The sequence below is a fragment of the Nostocoides veronense genome (genome assembly GCF_039531185.1).
GTDB lineage: Bacteria > Actinomycetota > Actinomycetes > Actinomycetales > Dermatophilaceae > Nostocoides_A > Nostocoides_A veronense.
In genome coordinates this window covers 95,101-116,332 of record NZ_BAAAPO010000026.1, presented here as the reverse complement: position 1 = coordinate 116,332, position 21,232 = coordinate 95,101, and the positions used below count along the sequence as shown (strand labels likewise).

At 68.4% G+C, this 21,232-nt stretch carries 19 protein-coding genes; 10 read left to right on the top strand and 9 right to left on the bottom strand.

Translation table 11 applies throughout. The features are described 5' to 3' along the window. Positions 1 to 8: 8 nt before the first annotated feature. Together ABD225_RS08740 and ABD225_RS08735 are read left to right on the top strand one after the other, a co-directional pair. Positions 9 to 1,235 (top strand): AGE family epimerase/isomerase, encoded by a 1,227-nt coding sequence (locus ABD225_RS08740; protein ID WP_344083653.1) that lies wholly within the window; start codon positions 9 to 11, stop codon positions 1,233 to 1,235. Positions 1,236 to 1,271: 36 nt separating this feature from the next. Continuing rightward, positions 1,272 to 1,889, top strand: coding sequence for a DUF421 domain-containing protein (locus ABD225_RS08735; RefSeq protein WP_344083650.1), 618 nt, complete (start codon positions 1,272 to 1,274; stop codon positions 1,887 to 1,889). A 12-nt stretch (positions 1,890 to 1,901) separates the two neighbouring features. Here ABD225_RS08735 and ABD225_RS08730 read toward each other — a convergent pair whose 3' ends face one another. Together ABD225_RS08730 and ABD225_RS08725 are read right to left on the bottom strand one after the other, a co-directional pair. Further along, positions 1,902 to 2,558 carry a low temperature requirement protein A gene (locus tag ABD225_RS08730; RefSeq protein WP_344083647.1) on the bottom strand — a complete coding sequence of 219 codons (657 nt, stop codon included), beginning with the start codon at positions 2,556 to 2,558 and terminating at the stop codon, positions 1,902 to 1,904. A gap of 249 nt (positions 2,559 to 2,807) precedes the next feature. Continuing rightward, positions 2,808 to 3,800 carry an endonuclease/exonuclease/phosphatase family protein gene (locus ABD225_RS08725; RefSeq protein WP_344083644.1) on the bottom strand — a complete coding sequence of 331 codons (993 nt, stop codon included), beginning with the start codon at positions 3,798 to 3,800 and terminating at the stop codon, positions 2,808 to 2,810. Between the two features lie 41 nt (positions 3,801 to 3,841). On the opposite strand from ABD225_RS08725, the gene ABD225_RS08720 reads away from it, so the two are divergent. Further along, the gene (locus ABD225_RS08720; RefSeq protein ID WP_344083641.1) at positions 3,842 to 4,639 is read left to right on the top strand and encodes a crotonase/enoyl-CoA hydratase family protein; all 798 of its coding nucleotides are present in this window, start codon (positions 3,842 to 3,844) and stop codon (positions 4,637 to 4,639) included. Between the two features lie 30 nt (positions 4,640 to 4,669). Further along, complete coding sequence (locus ABD225_RS08715) at positions 4,670 to 6,706, top strand: NAD(+) synthase (protein ID WP_344083638.1); 2,037 nt, start codon at positions 4,670 to 4,672, stop codon at positions 6,704 to 6,706. A 4-nt stretch (positions 6,707 to 6,710) separates the two neighbouring features. Here ABD225_RS08715 and ABD225_RS08710 read toward each other — a convergent pair whose 3' ends face one another. From ABD225_RS08710 to ABD225_RS08700, 3 genes are all read right to left on the bottom strand, one after another. Further along, entirely contained in the window at positions 6,711 to 7,136 is a 426-nt protein-coding gene (locus ABD225_RS08710; RefSeq protein WP_344083635.1) for a pyridoxamine 5'-phosphate oxidase family protein, read from the bottom strand. 106 nt (positions 7,137 to 7,242) lie between these two features. Further along, entirely contained in the window at positions 7,243 to 7,914 is a 672-nt protein-coding gene (locus tag ABD225_RS08705; protein ID WP_344083632.1) for an LmeA family phospholipid-binding protein, read from the bottom strand. A 21-nt stretch (positions 7,915 to 7,935) separates the two neighbouring features. Next, complete coding sequence (locus ABD225_RS08700; protein WP_344083629.1) at positions 7,936 to 9,222, bottom strand: saccharopine dehydrogenase family protein; 1,287 nt, start codon at positions 9,220 to 9,222, stop codon at positions 7,936 to 7,938. A gap of 18 nt (positions 9,223 to 9,240) precedes the next feature. Between ABD225_RS08700 and ABD225_RS08695 the strand changes: the two genes are divergently transcribed. The 4 genes from ABD225_RS08695 to ABD225_RS08680 all read left to right on the top strand — a co-directional run bounded on the left by ABD225_RS08695 (position 9,241) and on the right by ABD225_RS08680 (position 13,408). Beyond that, positions 9,241 to 10,494, top strand: coding sequence for a glucose-1-phosphate adenylyltransferase family protein (locus ABD225_RS08695; protein ID WP_344083626.1), 1,254 nt, complete (start codon positions 9,241 to 9,243; stop codon positions 10,492 to 10,494). A 251-nt stretch (positions 10,495 to 10,745) separates the two neighbouring features. Continuing rightward, a complete protein-coding gene (locus ABD225_RS08690) occupies positions 10,746 to 11,171 on the top strand; it encodes a hypothetical protein (protein WP_344083622.1) in 426 nt (141 codons plus the stop codon). Positions 11,172 to 11,180: 9 nt separating this feature from the next. Then, positions 11,181 to 12,476 (top strand): cupin domain-containing protein, encoded by a 1,296-nt coding sequence (locus tag ABD225_RS08685; RefSeq protein ID WP_344083619.1) that lies wholly within the window; start codon positions 11,181 to 11,183, stop codon positions 12,474 to 12,476. 11 nt (positions 12,477 to 12,487) lie between these two features. After that, positions 12,488 to 13,408, top strand: coding sequence for a sucrase ferredoxin (locus ABD225_RS08680; protein ID WP_344083616.1), 921 nt, complete (start codon positions 12,488 to 12,490; stop codon positions 13,406 to 13,408). A gap of 91 nt (positions 13,409 to 13,499) precedes the next feature. Here ABD225_RS08680 and ABD225_RS08675 read toward each other — a convergent pair whose 3' ends face one another. After that, positions 13,500 to 13,955: a hypothetical protein gene (locus ABD225_RS08675; RefSeq protein ID WP_344083613.1), complete on the bottom strand. Its 456-nt coding sequence runs from the start codon at positions 13,953 to 13,955 to the stop codon at positions 13,500 to 13,502. A 75-nt stretch (positions 13,956 to 14,030) separates the two neighbouring features. On the opposite strand from ABD225_RS08675, the gene ABD225_RS08670 reads away from it, so the two are divergent. Beyond that, complete coding sequence (locus ABD225_RS08670; RefSeq protein WP_344083610.1) at positions 14,031 to 14,729, top strand: HAD-IA family hydrolase; 699 nt, start codon at positions 14,031 to 14,033, stop codon at positions 14,727 to 14,729. Positions 14,730 to 14,761: 32 nt separating this feature from the next. Beyond that, the gene (locus ABD225_RS08665; protein WP_344083607.1) at positions 14,762 to 16,423 is read left to right on the top strand and encodes an FAD-binding dehydrogenase; all 1,662 of its coding nucleotides are present in this window, start codon (positions 14,762 to 14,764) and stop codon (positions 16,421 to 16,423) included. 113 nt (positions 16,424 to 16,536) lie between these two features. Here ABD225_RS08665 and ABD225_RS08660 read toward each other — a convergent pair whose 3' ends face one another. From ABD225_RS08660 to ABD225_RS08650, 3 genes are all read right to left on the bottom strand, one after another. Further along, complete coding sequence (locus ABD225_RS08660; RefSeq protein ID WP_344083604.1) at positions 16,537 to 17,118, bottom strand: bacterial proteasome activator family protein; 582 nt, start codon at positions 17,116 to 17,118, stop codon at positions 16,537 to 16,539. 168 nt (positions 17,119 to 17,286) lie between these two features. Further along, entirely contained in the window at positions 17,287 to 18,225 is a 939-nt protein-coding gene (locus ABD225_RS08655) for an acyl-ACP desaturase (RefSeq protein ID WP_344083601.1), read from the bottom strand. A 163-nt stretch (positions 18,226 to 18,388) separates the two neighbouring features. Continuing rightward, positions 18,389 to 21,232 carry an FtsX-like permease family protein gene (locus ABD225_RS08650; protein ID WP_344083598.1) on the bottom strand — a complete coding sequence of 948 codons (2,844 nt, stop codon included), beginning with the start codon at positions 21,230 to 21,232 and terminating at the stop codon, positions 18,389 to 18,391.

Sequence of the window (21,232 nt, the reverse complement as noted above, 5' to 3'; positions counted from 1 at the left end):
GTGCCGACATGAGCCAGAACGCGCCCCTGTGCACCGAGACCGTTGCGGCCGAGCTGGCTGCTAATGCTGATGACTTGCTCCAGTTCACCACTGGTGCGGCGGTGCCGGGCGGCTTCGGCTGGCTCGATGATGACGGCGCCGTCGTCGAGCGGAACCTCGAGCTATGGATCACCTGCCGTATGACGCACGTCTGCGCCCTGGGGGCCGCCCTGGGCAAGCCCGGCTTCCACGAGCTCGTCGAGCACGGGGTCAAAGCGCTCTCCGAGAACTTCCACGACGAACGACACGACGGCTGGTATGCCGCGATCGCCCCCGACGGCAGCCGGCCGACCGACGCGACCAAGGCGGCATACGCCCACTCCTTCGTGGTCCTCGCCGGGTCCAGTGCACGCGCGGTCGGCGTCGAGGGAGCCAACGATCTGCTGGCCAATGCGCTCGCGGTCCACGACCGGTACTTCTGGGACGAGAACCAGGGCATGGCGCGTGAGTCCTTCTCCGGCGACTGGCGGATCGAGGAGGACTATCGCGGCATCAACGCGAATATGCACACTGTCGAGGCCTATCTGGCCGCCGGCGATGTGACGGGTGACGACATCTGGCATCGCCGCGCCGGGCGGATCGTCACGCGCGCGATCGACGACGTGGCCCGCGGGTCCAACTGGCGCATCCCCGAGCACTTCACGGCGGACTTCACGCCGCTGCCCGACTACAACCGCGACCAGCCCGCCCACCCGTTCCGGCCGTATGGCGCCACGCCCGGTCATGCCCTCGAGTGGGCTCGGTTGACCCTCGCGACCGCGCGCACTCTCGGTGGGCCGGCCTGGGATTGGGCGCTCCCGGCGGCCGAGTCGCTGGTCCGAGGCGCCATCGCGGATGCCTGGGCCGCCGATGGCGCGGACGGCTTTGTCTATACAACCGATTGGGATGGGGCGCCGGTGGTGCATGCGCGCATGCACTGGGTGCTGACGGAGGCGCTCGGGGCGGCGTGGGCGCTGCATCACGTCACCGGTTCGAGTGACTGGTCGCGGCTGTTCGAGCAGTGGTGGGAGTACGCCAAGGCCCATCTGGTCGACACCGAGCGCGGGTCGTGGATCTCCGAGCTGGACCAGACCAACCACCCGCACGCAGGCACCTGGGTCGGCAAGCCGGACACCTATCACGCGGTGCAGGCCATGCTCTTGCCGCGACTGCCGCTGACGCCCTCCTTCGCCTCCGCACTCGCGGCGTCGTCGTAGGCCACCCAGCCTCATCCGAGGGCTAGCCTGCCGGGCATGACGACCATGCTCGCGGGATCGGTCCCGACCCTTATGTCGCGTTCGATCAGCAACGACTTGTGGGCCTTCCAGATCCCACCGCTGGAGAAGGTGCTGCGCACCGTCCTGGTCTACCTCGCGATTTTGGTTATCGTCCGGGTCGCCGGCAAAAGACTTCTCGCGCAGATGAACTCACTCGACCTGGTCGTCGTGCTGCTGCTGAGCAATGTCGTCCAGAACGCCATCATCGGCGACGACAATTCGCTGGTCGGCGGCGTTCTCGGCGCGGTCGTGCTCGTGGCCGCCAATGCCGGTCTGGAGCGGATAGCCCAAGTGTTTCCGGCCTTCCGCCGGGTCGTGGAGGGGCGGCCGACGCCCGTCGTGCGCGATGGCGAAGTCATCGACGGGGCGCTCGATCGCCTGGGGATGACGAGGGGGGAGCTGAATTGGGCGCTGCGTCATCAGGGCGCCGACAGAGTCTCTGAGGTGGAGACCGCGACCCTGGATCCCGGCGGATCGCTCACCGTGGACCTGAAGGATGAGGAACAAGCCCTCAGCCAGGGCGAATTCCGCGCCGAGATGGCCCGGCTGCATGCCCGACTCGACGCCCTGGCGTCCCGGCCCACCACAGGCTGATCGACGGCCAGGTTACGCGGCGCGGGTCTCTCGTTCCAGTGCGGCCTGCTGGCTCTCGTGCCCAGCGAGTTCGAAGCCCACGACGACGATCGCGGGCGCCAGGGCGATGACGAGCAGGCATACGGCGAGCGAGACGTGCGCGGCCGCGAGCGCAATGGCCCCGGCCAGGACGGCGATCGTGAGAACGAACTCGACATTGTGCAGCCGGTCGTTGCTGCGGAAGAGGTATCGCCAGGTAGCGATCAGGACGATGAAGAAGAGCATCACCGGGGCGGCGACGGCGAGCACGGCACCGGTCTGCGAGATGTGCACCCACCCGAACTCCTCCGGATCGTGGTGTGCCTCAAGGTAATAGGCCATGATGTGCAGTCCGGCGCCGACGGCGGCGATCGCGCCGAAGAGCAGGATGTGGCCATAGCCGAAGACGAAGGATCGCTCCCGTCGGTGGTGCAGGATCTCGCCGAAGGGAACCGCGAAGTAGATCCACCACATGCCGAAGGTCAACCCCATCGAGGCGAAGACAAAGGCTGCCGAGGTGAGGTCCCAGCCCTGGCTGGCCACCACGGCCAGGAGCACCCAGCCGACCTGTGCGATGGCGAGGGTCACGGCATACCAACGGCACATGGCGCGCGCCTGCGGCGCCTGCTGCGCGGCGCGCAGCCACTGCACGAGCCGGCATTCGCGAACGCCACGACGAAGGTGAGGTCGAACAGCAGCTCCAAAGGTGTTGCGACGCGGCCCTTTTCGTGGGGGTCGCGGCCGCTCATGGGGCGCAAGCCGTGCGCGGCGCGGGCGGTGGGGAGCGGAATACGTCGACCTCGTGGGGTGGCGGATCGGGGAACCACACCATTGTCGCGGACCACGGGGTATGCCGTCGCGCCAGCCCGCTGCCCGCGCCCGGGACGTGGTGCGGTCGGCTCAGCCCTGCTGTGCGGTCAGCGCTAGGTCGACGGCGATGCCGAGGTGGTCCGACCCGGGCGCGGCGATCGTGTGGACCGCGGTCGGGGTCAGGGCGCTGCTCACGAGGGCTTGATCCAGCGGCAAGATCGGGGGCAGCCACGAGTCGGCGGGCCAGGTGGGCAGCCAGCCGGCGCCGAGGGCGTCCGCGGCGGAGGTGAGATGGGCCCGCGAGCGGATCGTGCGGATGGTCAGGTGGTCCGGGGTGGCGTTGAAGTCGCCGAGCACGACGAGCGGACCATCGCCATACGTGGCGGCGGCCTCGGCGATCCGCTCGCCTTCGGTGTGCCATGGCGAGATGCCCAACAGCGGGTTGATGGCGTGGACGGCCAGGATGGTCGGCTGATCCCCGGAGGGCAGATCCACCCGCACGGCGCGCCCACCGAGTTGGAGGTCCAGGTTCGCTCGTTCGGTGAGCGGGAAGCGGGAGTAGATCTTCAGCCCCGGAGCGCCATCAGGATCGGAGCGGCCAATCCGATAGGGATAGCGATCCAGCCAGCCGATGGAATCGACATAGGCCTCGGAGGCTGGATCCAGCTCGATGAGGACCACGACATCGCGATCGGCCGTGTTCGCGGAGAGCCGGTCGAGATCGGTGGCGCCGCCGAGGATATTGGCGGAGGCGACCTTGAGCGCCGCGGCCGCCGTGTCCTGAGGGGCAGTGCGTAGGTAGTAGGGGGCCAACCAACTGATGTGCAGCGCCAGCGCCGCGATGGCGAGGAGGGCCACGATCCGCTGGCGGAGTGCGGCGGCGAGGATCGCGGCCACGGCCCAGGGCAGGATGCCGAAGGGCACGAAGGAGGCCAGCAAGGGCAGGACTGGGAGCCGCTGGGCGGCGGGTATGACGCGCACCAGCGTGAGGACCAGGCCGGTCAGGGCGCAGACCGCCAGCGCAGCCCGCAGCACATCGCGTGCGGCGACGCGCTCGCGCGCGGATGTGTGGGTGCCCGACATCACGCCGGTGAGGATACGGCGGGCGCCTTAGGGTGGCTGGCATGTCTGAGGAGATCCAGTGCGAGATCGCCGGTGAGGTCGCATTCGTCCGGCTCGCCCGGCCGGAGAAGTTCAATGCGCTGTCGCTGCCGATGCTCAAGGGCCTCATTGCCACCGCGCACCAGCTGCGCAAGGACACGGCCGTGCGCGCCGTCGTCCTCTCCGGGGAGGGGCCGGCCTTCTGCGCCGGCATCGACACCAGCGTGCTCGCCGGCGGCCTGCCGGTCGTGCTGCCCTCCTTCGTGCCGCGGCCGTGGCTCGGCACCAATGTCTTCCAGGAGGCGTGTTGGGCCTGGCGTCGCATCCCTGCTCCGGTCGTTGCTGTCGTGCACGGTCATTGTTATGGCGCGGGCCTGCAGCTCGCCCTCGGTGCTGACTTCCGGTTCTCCACGCCGGACGCGAAATGGTCTGTGATGGAAGCGAAATGGGGCCTGATCCCCGACATGAGCGGCGTCCACTCGCTCGCCCAACTCGTCGGCCTCGATACGGCCAAGGAGTTGTCGATGACGGCCCGCACGATCACCGGCGCGGAGGCAAAGCACCTCGGGCTCGTCACCCGCGTCGCCGCCGATCCCCACCTGGCGGCGAGCGAACTTATCGATGAGATCCTCACCCGCAGCCCGGACTCGGTCGCCGCGACCAAGCGCGTCTTCGAGGCCGCCGCGCCGGGGCGGGCCCGGCATACCTTCGCCCGCGAGCGCATCGAGCAGGCGCGCCTGCTCCTCGCGACGAACACCAAGATCGCCCGCCAAGCGGCCAAGGAGAAGGTCGCCCCGGCATACGCCCCGCGCGCCCGCTGAGCCCGCCGCGCCACCTTAGGATCGGGCGGTATGGAGTTCCGCTCGGCCTATGCCCATGGATTCGCCCGCGCCGCCGCGGTCACCTTGCCGGTGGCCCTCGCGCAGCCAGAGCGCAATGTCGATGCGACATTGGAGCAATTGCGCGCCTGTGACGCCGAGTCGGTTGCGCTCGCGGTCTTTCCGGAGCTGGGCCTGACCGGCTATTCGTTGGAGGACCTCTTCCTCCAGGACCCGGTTCTCGATGCGACGGAAGCTGCGCTGATGCGGCTTGTGGCCGAGACCGCCGAGCTGATGACGGTCGCCGTCGTCGGGGCTCCGCTGCGCAAGGGCAACCGAATCTTCAACTGCGCCATCGTCATTCATCGTGGGTCCATCCTCGGTGTCGCCCCGAAGTCCTATCTGCCGACCTATCGAGAGTTCTATGAGCGGCGCCACTTTGCTCCGGGCGACGACCAGCGCGGCGAGACGATCGCGCTCGGCGGCACCCACTATCCCTTCGGTCCGGACCTGATCTTCCGCGCTGGCGATGTCCGTGGCCTGAGCATCCATGTCGAGGTATGCGAAGACATGTGGGTCCCGATCCCGCCGAGCGCCGAGGCGGCACTGGCGGGCGCGGCCATTCTCGTCAATCTCTCGGGCAGCCCGATCACCGTCGCCAAGTCCTATGACCGCAAGATGCTCTGCGAGTCGGCGTCTTCCCGGTGCAATGCGGCATATATCTATTCCGCTGCGGGAGAAGGTGAATCGAGCACGGACCTGTCCTGGGACGGCCAGACTCTGATCTATGAGATGGGCGCGCTGCTCGCCGAAACCGAGCGCTTCCCGGATGGGGCGCGCCGGTCCGTGGCGGACCTCGATCTGGACCGAATGCGCCAGGAGCGGATGCGGCAGGGCACCTTTGACGACAACCGCCGGACGTATGCCGATCGCCCCGGCTTCCGCGAGGTCGAGTTCGTTCTCGACCCGCCGGCCGGTGACATCGGTTTGCTGCGCAAGGTCGACCGCTTCCCCTTCGTCCCCGACGAGGAGGAGCGGCTGGCGCTCGACTGCTACGAGGCCTACAACATCCAGGTCTCCGGGCTCGAGCAGCGGCTACGCGCGATCGGCCAGCCAAAGATCGTCATCGGCGTGTCCGGCGGCCTCGACTCGACGCACGCGCTCATCGTCGCGGCCAAGGCCATGGACCGGCTGGGCCGGCCGCGGACCGACATCCTGGCCTACACGATGCCGGGGTTCGCGACGACCGAGCACACCAAGAACAATGCGACGCTGCTGTCCGAGGCGCTCGGCGTCTCCTTCGAGACTCTCGACATTCGCGCTGCAGCCAAGCAGATGTTGACCGATATGGACCACCCCTTCGGCCGTGGCGAGGAGGTCTATGACGTGACCTTCGAGAACGTCCAGGCCGGGCTGCGCACTGACTATCTGTTCCGAATTGCCAACCACCGCGGCGGCATCGTGCTCGGCACCGGCGATCTGTCGGAGCTGGCGCTCGGGTGGTGCACCTACGGCGTCGGCGACCAGATGTCGCACTATGGCGTCAACAGTGGCGTGCCAAAAACGTTGATGCAGCACCTGATTCGCTGGGTGGCGACCTCGGGGCAATTTGACGAGGAAGTCGGTCGCATCCTCGGGTCCATCCTTGACACCGAGATCACTCCGGAGCTGGTGCCGACCCGGGAGGGCGAGAAGCCGCAGAGCACCGAGGACAATATCGGGCCCTATTCACTGCAGGACTTCACACTTTTCCATGTCCTGCGGCGGGGGTACTTGCCGAGCAAGATCGCCTTCCTCGCCATGCACGCGTGGTCCGATGCGGCCGCGGGGGAGTGGCCTCCCGGGTTCCCGGAAGCCAAGCGGTCCGCATACGACCTGGCGACGATCCGGCACTGGATGCAGGTCTTCGGGAAACGCTACTTCGCCAACCAATTCAAGCGCTCAGCGCTGCCCAATGGGCCCAAGGTCGTCCCCGGCGGCTCGCTCTCGCCGCGCGGTGACTGGCGGGCACCGTCGGATGTTTCGTCTGCCGTGTGGCTTGCGGAACTGGAGAACGTGCCGTCCGCCTGACGGGTCAGTCGGTGCGCTGATGCAGCCAGGGGCGCTGCAAGTCGAAGCGGCGGCCGCTCATCTCACTCGGGGTGACGGCGATGACGACATGCTTCTCGGTCGGGACCCACGGCCGCAGGGGCAGCTCGTCGGCGAAGTCGGCCTCGTCACCCTCCAGGGTCTGCGCAAAGCCACGCAGCACGACGCTGGTCGCCTCGGTCTCGGTGAACTCATCGACCTCGAAGGCGACATCCTGATTCATCGTCACGCCGAGCAGCTTGTTGCCCTCGGCGGTGCGGAAGATCAGCCGCCCGCGGTCGGCGCAGTAGTTGATCGGCGTGATGTGCACTTCGCCGGCCAGGTGGAAGGCCAGGCGGCCGAATTCGTGCGAACCAAGGAAGGCCCACGCCTCTTCATCGGTCATCTGGTGCATCGGCGATTCGGTGTTCATGACCCCTCCTGTTCGGCGGCCCCGGCCGGTGCCGGAGCGGGTTCCTAGCTCAACGCTAGTCCTGTCGCGTGGGGCACGCACATTCGGTCCGCCCTGGCGCGCCGATTCAGGCGCCCGGCCGGGCGATGACAACATCCGTGCCACGAAGGGTGGCCTCAAAGCCGCTGGGGCGCACCGTGATTGCCGTGAGGACCAGGCGCTCGGGGAGGCCCTCGATCGCCTGTCGCACGGTGACCAGATCGCGTGCGGCACTGCTCAAGGCGTCGTTGACCAGTCCGGGCAGGCCGACGTCGACCGTCTCGGGCACGATGAGCAGATCACCATGGTCGACGCTCACCCGGCCGGTCGCGCTGATCGCCAGCTCCAGGCCGAGCACCTCGGCGCTGCGCCGCACGCCCGCGAGGCCGCCGCCCGCGTCATACAGCGCCACGCCCTCGCCGACCTGCTTCGCGGCGACGGCGAAGGGCAGGGTCGCGACGAGCGTGACATCGCCGACGGCTAGGCCGGAATCCATCACCCGCACATTGGTGGCCTTGGCGCGCACATCACGCAAGGGGCCATCGGGCGTGACGAGCGCTGAGGAGGTCAGGTCGACATCGCCGAGCCAGGTCTCGCCCGGGCGCAGGTCCGCCGGCGGCTGGCTGGGACGGATGCCGGGCCCCAGCGAGACATCGTGCATCCGGCCGGTGCCCGGCTCGCGGAGCATGCCGAACAGGACGAAGAAGGCGCCGACGACGAGAAGTGCCATCGTCAGCATGCCCGCCAGGAAGCGCTTCATCGTCGGGGACGGCTTGTGGTGTCAGCCAGCGGAGGCGTCGAGGCGATCCGTCGTCAGCGTGAAGTCCTGATCGCGAAGTCGTTGCGCGAGAACGTCACCCATGGCGACGGCGGGCGTGATGACTCCGGCCCGATCGGGCAGGGAATCCAGTGCGAGGCACAGACCGGCCTGACCGAGCATGATCGCCGTGCCGGAATATCCCGGGTCGGCCTTGGCGGCGACCGTCGTCCGATAGCGCGCGCCGGTGGTCGTCGTCGACTCGATCTCCATCCGGAAGGCGCCGCGCTGTTGGTCTTCGACGCTTGGGCCCTCACCGGGCTTGGGCAGGACGCGGTCCAGGAGGGCACGGGTGGGGGGCAACTGCATACCTCCGGCAACGCCGAGCAGACCGGCGGTCATCGCCGTCGCCATGGCGGGGGACTTGGCGGAGGTGCCGAAGTCCATGACCTCCTGATAGCGGAAGCCGCGGCCGTAGACGTGGCCGAGCAGGGCATTGCTGCGCCGCACGATGCGGGTGTTGAAGGCGGCCATGACGAAGGGACCCGTCCAGTGGCCATCGTCGGTGCGGCGGACGGGCAGGCCCTTGACGACGCCCTTGACCACATCGAGGGGTGAGGTGGCCTTGGGCTTGTGACCGCTGCCGCGCGAGGGCTCGGCGCCGCGATCCGGGCTCAGGCCGTAGGGATCGCCGACGATCTTGCGATCCGCCGCGCTGGCGCGCATCTCGATGGCCTGGGTGCGCATCGAGTCGATGGTGCCGCCGCTGAAGCCGCCGCGCAGCTTGCGGACATAGTTGACCGTCTGGCCGAGCTCGCCCGTGCCGTCGGCGGCCGCACGCTCTGCGGTGAGTAGCACGCCGAGGTCGGAGGGGATGGAGTCGAAGCCGCACGCGTGGACGATCTTGGCTCCCGAGGCTTCGGCCGTCTCGTGATAGGCATCGGCGCTGCGGCGCACGAACAGGACTTCACCGGTCAGGTCCGCATAATGCGTGCCCGCGGCGGCGCAGGCGGCGACGAGAGGCATGCCGTATTTCGCATAGGGCCCGACGGTCGTGACAACGACCTTCGTGTCCTGGGCCAGGGCCGTCAGGGCGGCCTCGTCGGCGGCGTCCGCGATGACGATCGGCCAGTTAGCGGCGGCCGGGCCGAGATCGGCCCGCACCCCCTCGAGCTTGGCCTGGTTCCGGCCCGCCAGCGCGATGCGGGTGCCCTCCGGGGCGTGGTCCGCCAAGTGCTGCGCCGTCAGGGCGCCCACGAAGCCGCTGGCTCCGAAAAGAATGATGTCGTATGTGCGTTCGCCGCTCGTCATGTCCGGCAGTCTAAGTTCATGCCCCGACTCCAAGCGGTCCCTGTCGCGCGCACTCCGCGCATCCTCGCGATCGTGCAGGCTGGGGGGAAGGGCTCACGGATGGACGTGCTGACCCGAGAGCGCGCCAAGCCGGCCCTGCCCTTTGCCGGGAGTTATCAACTCATCGACTTCGCCCTGTCGAATCTCGCGAATAGCGGGATCCCGGATGTCTGGGTGTCCGTGCAATACCAAGCGGCCTCGCTCGATGAGCATCTCGCGTCGGGACGGCCGTGGGACTTGGACCGCACGCGCGGCGGCTATCGGCGGCTGGTGCCGGAGGAGGGCGACTCGTCCGGGCTCGAAGGCTTCAGCACCGGTAATGCGGACGATCTGATGCGGATGGCCGACGATATCGCCGCGGCTGCGCCAGATGTCGTGGTCGTGACGAGCGCCGATCACATCTTCCGGCTCGATGTCCGCTCCGTCATCGAGGCCCACCTGTCGCGCCGGGCCGAGTGCACCGTCGTGACCACCGAGGTGTCGCTGGCGGAGGCCAAGCACAAAGCGGTGGTCCGGATGGGTCGTGGACGGCGAGTCGCCGGCATCGACTACAAACCGTCCGTCGCCGCCTCCGGGCGGATCGCCACGGAGATTTTTGTGTATGACGCCCCCACCCTCCTGCGCGAACTCGACGCGCTGCGCCGCGACCGGGCCGCGGTTGACCCAGGATTGGAGGAGGGGTTGGGGGACTTCGGGGAGCACCTATTGCCTCGGCTGGTGGCGCGCGGGCGGACGGATGCCTATGCGCTGGAAGGCTATTGGAAAGATCTCGGGCGACCTTCGGCATACCTTGCGGCGCACCGGGACCTGCTGCGCGGGCGGGTCGATGTCTTCGACGATCCGAGGTGGCCGATCCTCACGCGCTTCCCGGAGCTGCCGCCGGCACGCGTGGGGGCCAGCGGGTCGGTTGATGATTCCCTACTGTCGCCAGGCGTCGTCGTGGACGGCATGGTGCGCGGCAGTGTGCTGGGGCCGGGTTGCGTGATCGAAGCTGGCGCCCGCGTCGAGGACTGCGTGCTGATGGCGGGCGTGCGCGTCGAGTCAGGGGCAGTGGTGGCCGGCTCGGTGCTTGACCAGCGGGTTGTCATCGAGGCGGACGCTGTCGTGGGGGCGGTGCCGAGGCGCTGGCCACCGTCGGAGTCGGCGGTGACCTTGTGCGGCGCTGACTCGAGGATTCGGCGGGGGACGACGGTGCCAGCCGGGGCCCGCCTGGAGCCCGGCTCGACGAGTTGACGCGGCGCTCCCGGTGGCCGCCGCGCGCGTGAACACCCGATCCGTGCATTGACACCCGCTGGACCGGGTGTCAATGCGCGGATCGAGTGTTGATGCGCGGTTCGGGTGTCGGCCTGACCGCCCACCCCTGAGGGTGCTCTTGGCAGAGTCATCGAAAGTTGCCGCACGTCAGAAGGCCCACGGTCAGTGCCGGTGCGGTTCGATAGTCCTGGGGCGGAACCGCCTCAATCCCGTGGCGAAAGGACAGGCACATGAGCATTCCTCCTGGCAATGGCACCGAGGCCCCGATCGAGACCATGGACGAGGAATCCCCCGCCCTGAGTGGTGATGGCGGCGCGGACGGTGGAGCCGATGGCGGTGCCGGTGATGGTGGCGCGGACGGTGGGGCCGATGGCGGTGCCGGTGATGGTGGCGCGGACGGTGGGGCCGATGGCGGTGCCGGTGACGGTGGCGCGGACGGTGGGGCCGATGGCGGTGCCGGTGACGGTGGCGCGGACGGTGGGGCCGATGGCGGTGCCGGTGACGGCGGCGCGGACGGTGGGGCCGATGGCGGTGCCGGTGATGGCGGCGCGGACGGTGGGGCCGATGGCGGTGCCGGTGACCTTTCCGTCGGCGAGCGTTCCGCCACGGACCCGGCAGACGGCAGCATGTCCGATGATGTCGCGCGCGGGCTCTGACCTGACTCGGTGACCGACCTCTTCGACGGCAAGGGCGGGGTGGCTGCCAGTGGCCGCCCCGCCCTCGCACGTCTCCTGCCGCTGCCGGTGGCGGAATTCGCCGAGAACTACTGGAGTCAGCGGCCCCTAGCGGCCCGCGCAGCCGATCTCGACCAAGACTTCTCGGACCTCTTCGATAGCCAGGCGGTCGATGAACTCATCGGACGTCGTGGCCTGCGTGCGCCATTCCTGCGCGTGGCCAAAGACGGTGTCACGCTTCCGGATTCGGCCTTCACCCGGCCCGGTGGTGTGGGTGCCGCGATCGGGGATCAGGTCAGTGACGACCGTTTGCTGGACCTCTTCGCGAGCGGCTCGACGATCGTCCTTCAGGGCTTGCACCGCACCTGGGGCCCGCTCATTGACTTCGCTGGCGACCTCGGCGCTGACCTCGGCCATCCCGTTCAAGTCAACGCCTATGTCACGCCAGCCCAGAACAAGGGCTTCAGCGCGCACTACGACGTCCATGATGTCTTCGTCCTCCAGATCGCCGGGACCAAGCGATGGCTCATCCGCCAACCGGTCCACCCGCTGCCCTTGCGCGACCAGACATGGGAGCGCCGCCGGGCAGCTGTTGAGGCGGCGGCCTCGACCGATCCGCTGCTGGATCTTGTTCTGGCACCTGGCGATTGCCTCTATCTGCCCCGCGGGTACATCCACAGCGCTGCCGCGCTCGGCGAGGTCAGCATTCACCTGACGATCGGCATACACCCCTGGACCAGGACCCACCTGGCCGAGCAGCTTGTCCAAGCGGCCGTCGCAGACCTCGCCTCGGTGGCCGCCGTGCGCGACTCCTTGCCGCTCGGTCTCGACTGGGACCGCGAGGCGCTAGATCCCGGTGAGGTCGAGCGCGTGAAGGCGGCGCTGATCGACGCCGTCCAGGCCATCGATCCAGCTCGCATTGCGAACGCTCTCGCGACAGCACACCGGGGCAGTCAGCGCGCCGCGCCCGTCGGCCCGCTCGCGCAAGTAGCTGCCGCCGACTCCCTCACGGACGAGGACATACTGCGGCTACGGCCACGGCTCGCGGCGCGACTCATGGACGGCCCTGAGTCTGCGGTCCTTGTCACGCGTGCTGGCCGGCGAACTATCGAGCCCGTGGACCTGGCGACCATCCGAAAGCTATTGGCGGACGGACATGTTGACGTCGCCACAGTGGGTATGGACGTGGCTCGCCGGCTGCTGCTGGCCGGGCTCGTCACACGGCATACCCAGGTCAACGGCCTTTCGAGTCCGGCGGCACCGGACGGTGCCGGCAATCTCGATTAGCCTGACCTGTCGTGCCTTCCCGTGATCCCGCTGCAGCGCTTGCGCCGGATGCCTGCTCCGTGCGTTCGCTCGGAATGCGGGAACCCATGGTGGCGACTGCTCCACCGACGCAGCGGTGGCTCCTGCTAGAAGTCCCGCGCGCATGGCCGGACAAGATCCTCAAGAGCCCTGAGGTCGCCGGTTGGGTGCCGCAACTCAATGCCATCGTGCAATCCCGTTCGGGCAGAGTCCTTTTCATCCGTCGCCCGGGCCGCAGTGAAAGTCACGAGGCGCCGCGGGCTTTCGTTGTGGTGGATGCGCTCTCGCGCACGCAGACCGCAGGCACGTGGCTCCCCGGCACTGCTTCCCGTCCTGCCGACCTGCGCGCAGCCGTGGCGGCTTTTGATGCCGATGTTCCGCTGACCGATCCATCACCGGCCCGGCTCCTCGTGTGTGCGCATGGCATGCACGATCAGTGTTGCGCCGTGCGGGGCCGACCGGTGGCCAGCGTGTTGGCTCAGACCTGGCCGACGGAGGTATGGGAGTGCAGTCACCTCGGCGGCGACCGCTTTGGCGCCAATATCTTGGTGCTTCCAGACGGCACCTACTTCGGGCGGCTCGATGACATCTCGGGACCGAAGGTCATTGCGAAACATCTTGCGGGACAGAGCGACCCACAATTTCTGCGAGGTGTGACGACGCAAGACCCCCGAGTCCAGGCCGCCGTCACGGAGGTGCTGCGGACGCGGGGCCCGGCCCCGGCATATCTCCTGCGCGGACGGATCGACAACGGCGCGGGAGCGCACACCTGGACCGTCAGCGTCACTGGTCATCCCCACGGCGCCGAGATCCCGGTGCTCGTGCGGCGCCGCGTCGACCCGCCCGCGCGCCGCGCCTGCCTCGCGACCGAGGACAAGGTCGCGGTGACCTTCGAGACCAGGTTGCTCACCTGACCTCCACCCCTCGTCGAGTTCGGGAAACACGCCGAGTCGACGCGTCGTGCGTCGGCGTGTTCCCCGAACTCGACATATGCCGAGTTCGGGCCTAAACGATGGAGTCCTGCGTCCCGTCGGCTGGGGCAGCCGGACCGGCGCCCGAACCGCCACCGGCAAGGGCCGAACGGATCTTGTCGATGACTGCCTTCTCGGAGTCGGCTACTCCGCCAGCGGCATTCGCGACGGCGTCAGCCGCGGCTTCAATAACTTCCCGATAGCCCTGCGCAGCGGACGCGTCCTTGGCGTTGAGGATGCTCATCGCCTGGGAGAGCCCGTCCATGACCTGGCGCTCGACCTCGGCGGCGTCGCCGCGCGGCGGGGACGGGAAGCCGCCGGACTTCAGCAGTTCCTGGACGGCCGGCGGGGCCGCGGTGAAGGCCCGGGAGCCAGCCATCGATTCCTTGAAGGTCGCGAAGAAGCCGGGATCGGCCTTGGAGACCAGGGCGATCGCGCCGAAAGCGCTATTGCGGATGGTTTCGTGCTCGGTGTCGGTGTATTCAGCCATGCCGTCAGTGTGACTCCTGACCGCCCGTTGGGCGCGGCGAACGGTCGAGGGAATCGGCGACCTAGGGTGATCCACATGTCCGCAACGCCAGGGCCCTTGGATGCTTTGACCGGTCGCGTTTTCGCCGCCGTGCTTTTCGATATGGACGGCACGCTCATCGATTCGACCCCGGCCGTCGAGCGCAGTTGGGCGGCGTGGGCCCCGACCTACGGGCTGGACGTGGCGGCACTGAGGGGGCTGCACGGCATACCCGCGCGCGGGGTCATCGCCCGATTGCTGGACCCGACCGTGCATGCGGAGGCCGAGCGGCATATCACCGAACTGGAGATCGCCGATGTCGAGGGGATCGAGGTGCTGCCCGGCGCGGTGGCGGCATTGACCGCGCTCGCGGCCAGCGGGCGCGCAGCGATTGCGACGTCGTGCACCGATGCGCTGGCGCAGGCGCGCCTGGCCGCCACCCGCCTGCCGCACCCGCGCGTGGTCGTCACGGCGTCCGATGTCACGCACGGAAAGCCCGACCCGGAGCCCTATCTGTTGGCGGCCGAGCGGCTCGGGGTCAACCCCGCCGACTGCCTGGTCGTCGAGGACGCGTCGGCTGGCCTGCGATCGGGGAAGGCGGCCGGCTGCACGACCCTCGCGGTCACGACGACCACGGCATCTGCCGACCTGCTCGCCAATCCCGATGCCGATGCCGTTGTCGGGACACTGGCCGAGGTGCGCTTCGTGGCCGGCCCTGACGGGGTGCGCGTGGAAGCGTTGTCGCCGGACCGCTGACCAGGCTGCTACCGACGGGTAGCATTCGCCGCATGGATGCGGATGTCATCGTTGTCGGCCATGGCCTAGCCGGTCTGGTCGCGACCAGCGAACTGCTCGCCGCGGGCAAGCGCGTCCTGCTCGTGGATCAGGAGAGTCGCGCCAATCTCGGTGGGCAGGCGTTCTGGTCTTTCGGTGGCCTCTTCTTCGTCGATAGCCCCGAGCAACGTCGAATGGGCATCAAGGACAGCGTCGATCTGGCGATGGCCGATTGGGCCGGGACCGCGGGTTTCGATCGCTTGGAGGATCACTGGCCGCGCGAGTGGGCCCGGGCGTATGTCGAGTTTGCCGCGGGGGAGAAGCGCGCCTGGCTGCACGGGCTGGGGATGCGCTGGTTCCCCCTCGTCGGCTGGGCGGAGCGGGGAGGCGGGTATGCCGATGCGCACGGCAACTCGGTCCCTCGGTTTCACGTCACCTGGGGCACCGGTCCGGGCGTCGTCGCGCCTTTCGAGGCGATCGTCCGACAGGGCATTCTTGACGGCAAAGTCCTTCTGCGCGAACGGCATCGAGTCACATCACTGATCGTTGACCAGGGAGCGGTGGCGGGTGTTCGTGGCGATGTGCTGGCGCCGGATGCCGCCGCGCGCGGGGTGGCGAGCTCGCGGGATGTCATCGGTGATTTCGAGCTGACCGCCGGGGCCGTCATCGTCACGGCCGGCGGCATCGGCGGCAATCACGACCTGGTCCGCGCGCACTGGCCGGCGCGGCTGGGCAACCCGCCCGCGCGCATGCATACCGGTGTCCCCGCATACGTCGACGGCTCGATGCACGCGGTCGCGGAGTCGGCGGGTGCGCGGCTGATCAATGGCGACCGGATGTGGCATTACGTCGAGGGCATCGAGAACTTCGACCCGATCTGGCCGGGCCATGCCATTCGAATTCTCGGCGGGCCGTCGTCGTTGTGGTTCGACGCGCTCGGCAACCGGCTGCCTGCGCCCCTGTGGCTGGGCTTCGACACGCTCGCAACGCTGAACTACTTGCGCCAGACGGGATTCGATCACTCGTGGCTGATCCTCAATCGCTCGATTGCTGGCAAGGAGTTCGCGCTTTCGGGGTCCGAGCAGAACCCGGACCTGACGGGAAAGTCCATCGGCGCGACGCTGGGCCGGGCGCGTCAGGACGTGCTGCCGCCGCTGCAGGCCTTCCTCGACAAGGGCGTGGATTTCGTCCAGGCCGACACCATCGGCGAACTGGTCGCGAAGATGAATGCGCTCGTCGCCGGTGCGCCGGACGTGCCGGTGCTCGATCCGGAGTTGATCGAGAAAGTCGTGGCCGATCGCGACGGCCAGATCGCCAATCCCTATGCCAAGGACGCGCAGGTCATGGCATTGCACAATGCGCGGGCCTATCGCGGCGACCGGATCAGCAAGCGAGCCTTCCCGCCGCACCGAATCCTCGACCCGGCATACGGCCCGCTCATCGCTGTGCGCCTGCATGTGCTCACCCGCAAGAGCCTCGGCGGCATCGAGACCGATCTTGGCTCGCGGGCGTTGTCGCTCTCCGGCTCGCCCGTGCCCGGCCTGTATGCCGCCGGCGAGAGCGCCGGTTTCGGCGGCGGTGGCGTGCATGGCTATCGCGCGCTGGAGGGCACCTTCCTCGGCGGCTGCCTCTTCTCCGGCCGTGCCGCCGGCCGCTCCGCCGCCGCCGACCTCTAACCCTGGCCGGCCGTGGCGGCGAGGCGTGGCTAGGCGCCTGACGGGACTAGGAACCTCTGCTAGCAGAAGTTAGTCGACTCCGCTGACGTGCGCGTTCCGAAAGCGGTTGGGCCTTAAAGGTATTGGCCCGTGCCGCCGGCGGCATCGGGCGGCACCATTCCGGTGATCGGGCCATTCGGGCGCGGACCCGGGCTGGGCGTTTCCTCGGCCGCCGGGTGGCCGGGCGGGAGGGTTCGGCGCAGCTGCTGGAGCTGGTTCTGCGCCGCCATCTGTTGCGCCACAAGCGCCGCTTGTATGCCGTGGAATAGCCCCTCGAGCCAGCCGACGAGCTGGGCCTGGGCGATCCGTAATTCGGCGTCGCTGGGCGTTGTCCCCGCGCCGAACGGCAGGGCGAGTCGGTCGAGTTCCTCGACCAACTCGGGCGCCAAGCCGTCCTTGAGTTCGGCGATCGACTGCTGGTGGATCTTCGCGAGGCGGGCGCGGCCAGCCTCGTCGAGCGGGGCGCTACGGACCTCTTCGAGCAACTGCTTGATCATCGACGCCACGCGCATGACCTTGGCGGGTTGCTCGACGAGTTCGGCCGGGCCACGCTCGTCGCTGTCCGACTCGTGCACGCCCATCCCTTCGGGCGTCAGCACGACGATCCGGTTGTCCGTGGCGGTCTCGTCGGGCTGCGGCTGCGGCTGGTCGCTCATGCCTGCCAATCCTGCCACCCCGCATACGGCAGCAGCTCAAGAGCCCGCGGGTGCCTTTGCCCCGGAAGTCTGCGCTAAGCCCCTGCTTTAGAGCAGGGTGAAGCGCACACTTTCGGCATCCGGAGAGAAACGAGTGACAGCTGGGGCGGGTGTGGCGGGCGCAAGCGGTCAGGCGACGCCCATGCGCTTCTTCAGCAGCTCGCGCTTGTCTTCGAACCGGGCGGCCTGCTTCTCGAGGTCGGCGAGGAAGGTGTCGAGTTCCTCGCGGGCGGCCTCACCCTCGGCGCCGAGGCCCTCGATGTCCCATACCTTCCAGAAGCGCAGCACGGGGGCGACGACCTCGTCCTTGTGCGAGCGCAGGTCGTAGATCCCGGCGAGCGCGATCTCGACGGCCTTGCGCTGGAAGCCGGGAATGTCGGTGCCGGGCATGGCGAAATTGACGACCACATCGCGGATCGCGCACATCGCCTGGTCGGGCGAGAGGTCTAGCGCACCCTTGAGCAGATTGCGATAGAAGATCATGTGCAGGTTCTCGTCGGCGGCGATCCGCTGCAGCAACTGCTCGCACAAGGGGTCGTTCGTATACGTCCCGGTGTTGCGGTGCGAAATGCGCGTCGCGAGCTCCTGGAAGCTGACATACGCGAGCGAACGCATCATGTCGCCGGAGTGCTGGGACTCATAGCCCGTCGACATGTGCGACATCCGATGCCGTTCCAGGTCAACGGGATCCACGAGCCGCTTGACCGACATATAGTCGCGCATCGCCACGCTGTGCCGGCCCTCCTCGGCGGTCCAGCGGTGCACCCATTCGCCCCACGCGTCATCGCGACCGAAGATGATCGCGATCTCGTGGTGATAGCTCGGCAGGTTGTCCTCGGTGAGCAGATTGACGATCAGCGCCGACCGCGCGACATCGGAGATCGGCGCGTCATCCGGGCTCCACGGCTCGCCGCCCATCAGCCCGTCGTAGTTGCGGCCGTCCGACCACGGCACATAGTCGTGCGGGAACCACTCCTTGGCCACCTTGATATGCCGGTTCAGCTCGCCCTCGACGACGGGGCTGAGCTCGTGCAGCAGCGCGGTCTGGGTCCATGCGGTCGTGCTCATCGGGGCTCCCTCGGAATCGATGGGCGGTGCCGGTGGCCACCGCAGTGGCCGTCCTCCAAGGCTATTGGTCCTAGCCGGTCCCCGCTACCGTCGCCCGCCAAGCAGTTCGTATGTCGTGACCGGACCCTCCCCTGCTGGGCCCGGTCACGACATACGGACGGGGTCAGTTCCCGCGGCGGGTGACGTGGGGGGCGCGGCGAATGCTGAGCGCGGCGATGAGGGCCGCGACGAGCGGGACGCCGAGCAGGATCATCGCCATCGGGATCAGGGGTATGCCGACCGTCGGGTCGACGGTGTGCTCTACCCCGCTCTGGTCCCACCACCTCGTCGTTGTCGGGTAGGCGATCGCGACGCCGGCGACGAGGCCGATGGCGATGCCGAGCACACCGCCGATGACGGCAACAGTCGCGGCCTGGGCGGCGGCGAAGCGCCGCCTCGTGCCCTTCGTCGCGCCGACCGCGGCCAGCGTGCCCATGTCCGCCTGCTGTTCGGCGAGCGCGAGTGCCGTGCTGATCAGCGTGACGACGACCAGCAGGAAGCCGGCGATGCCGAGCACACCGAGCATGAGCCACTTGTCGGGCCGCTCGTAGCCGCGCTCGACCTCCATATAGCCAGCGTCACCGAGGGCCTCCTGGACCTTCTTCTGGTCGGCCCGGGTGATGGCGCCGCGGGTGTCAAAGACCTGGAACTCGTTGATAACGGTGGGGATCTTGTGCTGCTGCGTGAACTCGGTGGACAAAACCATTCCGAGGCTCGACGAGGCAGCTCCCCGGTTGGTGGCATTCGCGGGCATCGGCACGGCCGCAACCTCGATCTCCCGAGGCTCGCTCACCAGCGTGCTCTTTCCGGACCTCTCGTCGTAGCGGAAGGAACCCGTGAGCAGGCGAGCCTTGCCGTCGGGGATGAGCTTCGCGTCATAGACCAAGACACCGTCCTTGGCGATCGTGGCGCCATCAGCTTTGTCGAGTTGGAAGCGGCGCACGATCTCGGCCGCCGGCATCACCGTGATTTGGCTGCGACCGGCGTTATAGATCCCCTGGTTGCCGACCTGCTGGCAGCGGTTTGCGGTTGGCTCGACCATGCCGTCTGGAGGGTCGAACTGAGGCAAAGATTCCTGGACCGAGCAGCCGGGCGTCATGAGCGACACCCACGGCTCGGCAGATGGTGCGGTGTTCCCCTGCCACTCGGCACCGATGTACGGCATGGGGACCAAGCGCCAGGTTGGAGCGATGCTGCGGATCTGCTCGGTCGTGCCCGTCAGATCGTTGGGGGCGACGCCGATCCGGCCCTCTCCGGCGATATTTCGTGGTTCGTAGTGGCTTGCCTCGAATTGGGTGTTGCTCTCCAACGCAATCGAGAAGGTGGCAAGCAAGGCCGAACCGGCCATCAGCGCCGCGACGGTGGGGGCCGCGCGATGCCGCTGGCGCGCGGCATCGCGGGTGGCCATCCGAATGGCGACGGGGAAACGCCCGGCCAGCCGGCCCGCCCATACGAGCAGCAGGGGGATCAGGCAGACGGCTCCGGTCACCAGACCGAAGACCCCCGCGACCCCCGCAGCCGTGGAGGTGCTGGTGACCGCGACGAAGACGCCGACGGCACCGAGGGCGAAGAGCACGACGCCGATGAGCGGCAGCAGGCGGTTGTGCGGGGGCGAGACGTTCTGGCCCTTCATCACTCCGACAATGTCCAAGCGGCCCAGGCGCAGCGCCGGGATCATGGCGGCCGTGAGGGCGGCCAGGATCGCGCAGATCAGCACGATGAGGGACGGCACGATGGGGATGTCCAGCGGCCCGAACAGGGTCGACCACGGTCGCATTCGGAACCAGATCGCCGTGCCCGCGGCGACGGCCAAGGCCCCGACGACGGCGCCGACGACGGCGGCGAGGACGCCCAGGACGAGCGCGGTGCCGAGCACGGAGCGGCGCAATTGCCGGACTTCGGCGCCATTGCTCGCGGCGAGGGCGAGGGAGCGGCGTTGCCGGCCGGCGCTGACCGCGAAGGCCGGACCGACGAGCAGGGCGGTGACCAGGAAGAGCACGGCACCGAACATGGCGGCCATCAACTTCGCCTCGTTGTCGAAGTTGTTCTGCTCGTCCCAGGCTTCCCCGGGCAGTTCGGACGCCGCCGGCGGGTGCTCGACGACATAGCGACTGGTCAGGGCCAGGCCGTAGTCGTTGAGGCGGCGGACCTCGGACCAGGTGACGGGATCACCGGTGATGATCCAGTTTGTGCTCCAGACGCTGCCCTCGGCGGCGGGCAGTGGCGCCGTCGACATCAGGTGTGGCATCCCGAAATCCGGGTCGAGGACCTTCGCCGTGCCGACGATGGTCAGCGGCGTCGTCTCCGTGCCCAGGCGCACGCCCAGCGTCCCGCTGGTCGGCATACCCTCGTGGATGCCGAGCGGGGTGACGACCACCTCGCTGCTTGTGGTCGGCCACCGGCCAGAGGTGAGGGTCAGCTTCGGGCCGAGGTTGGCGGTGGGATCGACATACATCACCAGTGCGCGGGGGAACTTCGTGCCGTTAACCCAACGCACTTCGCCGGTCTGGACGGACACGACCTTGCCGGGGATGAGCGCGTCGAGGGCCGCGGTGCGCTCGGCTGTCGTGCCGTCTTCGGTGAAGCCGGGGATGGGCTTAGCCTTGCGGCTCGCGTCGCTGTCGTCTTCGTTGTAACCCCATTGGCTCTGGCCGTCGATTCCTTGGATGACCTTTTCCGGTGAGATGGAATAGATGATCGCCTGCCCCGAGCCGACGGAGGCGTCGAGGCGCTCCGCAATGCTGCGCATCGACGTCGACGCGAAACTCAGGCCGCCGACGATGAGGGCCACCGGCAGGGCGACCATGACAAGTACGAGCGCGCTTCTGCCCTTGTAGCGCAAGGCATCTCGGCGCGCCATCTTCAACGAGACGCGCCAGCTGGAGAGCCAGCGCTGGAAGCGGCTGCTGCGTGCCGTGGGTGCTGGGCTGGGCGGCGCGGTCGGCCGCTCGGTGACGGTGGCGGACAT

Coding starts and splice junctions, on each gene's coding strand:
- ABD225_RS08740 (WP_344083653.1), top strand. CDS start 9: ATGAGCCAGAACGCGCCCCTGTGCACCGAGACCGTTGCGGCCGAGCTG.
- ABD225_RS08735 (WP_344083650.1), top strand. CDS start 1,272: ATGACGACCATGCTCGCGGGATCGGTCCCGACCCTTATGTCGCGTTCG.
- ABD225_RS08725 (WP_344083644.1), bottom strand. CDS start 3,800: ATGTCGGGCACCCACACATCCGCGCGCGAGCGCGTCGCCGCACGCGAT.
- ABD225_RS08720 (WP_344083641.1), top strand. CDS start 3,842: ATGTCTGAGGAGATCCAGTGCGAGATCGCCGGTGAGGTCGCATTCGTC.
- ABD225_RS08715 (WP_344083638.1), top strand. CDS start 4,670: ATGGAGTTCCGCTCGGCCTATGCCCATGGATTCGCCCGCGCCGCCGCG.
- ABD225_RS08710 (WP_344083635.1), bottom strand. CDS start 7,136: ATGAACACCGAATCGCCGATGCACCAGATGACCGATGAAGAGGCGTGG.
- ABD225_RS08705 (WP_344083632.1), bottom strand. CDS start 7,914: ATGAAGCGCTTCCTGGCGGGCATGCTGACGATGGCACTTCTCGTCGTC.
- ABD225_RS08700 (WP_344083629.1), bottom strand. CDS start 9,222: ATGACGAGCGGCGAACGCACATACGACATCATTCTTTTCGGAGCCAGC.
- ABD225_RS08695 (WP_344083626.1), top strand. CDS start 9,241: ATGCCCCGACTCCAAGCGGTCCCTGTCGCGCGCACTCCGCGCATCCTC.
- ABD225_RS08690 (WP_344083622.1), top strand. CDS start 10,746: ATGAGCATTCCTCCTGGCAATGGCACCGAGGCCCCGATCGAGACCATG.
- ABD225_RS08675 (WP_344083613.1), bottom strand. CDS start 13,955: ATGGCTGAATACACCGACACCGAGCACGAAACCATCCGCAATAGCGCT.
- ABD225_RS08670 (WP_344083610.1), top strand. CDS start 14,031: ATGTCCGCAACGCCAGGGCCCTTGGATGCTTTGACCGGTCGCGTTTTC.
- ABD225_RS08665 (WP_344083607.1), top strand. CDS start 14,762: ATGGATGCGGATGTCATCGTTGTCGGCCATGGCCTAGCCGGTCTGGTC.
- ABD225_RS08660 (WP_344083604.1), bottom strand. CDS start 17,118: ATGAGCGACCAGCCGCAGCCGCAGCCCGACGAGACCGCCACGGACAAC.
- ABD225_RS08655 (WP_344083601.1), bottom strand. CDS start 18,225: ATGAGCACGACCGCATGGACCCAGACCGCGCTGCTGCACGAGCTCAGC.
- ABD225_RS08650 (WP_344083598.1), bottom strand. CDS start 21,232: ATGTCCGCCACCGTCACCGAGCGGCCGACCGCGCCGCCCAGCCCAGCA.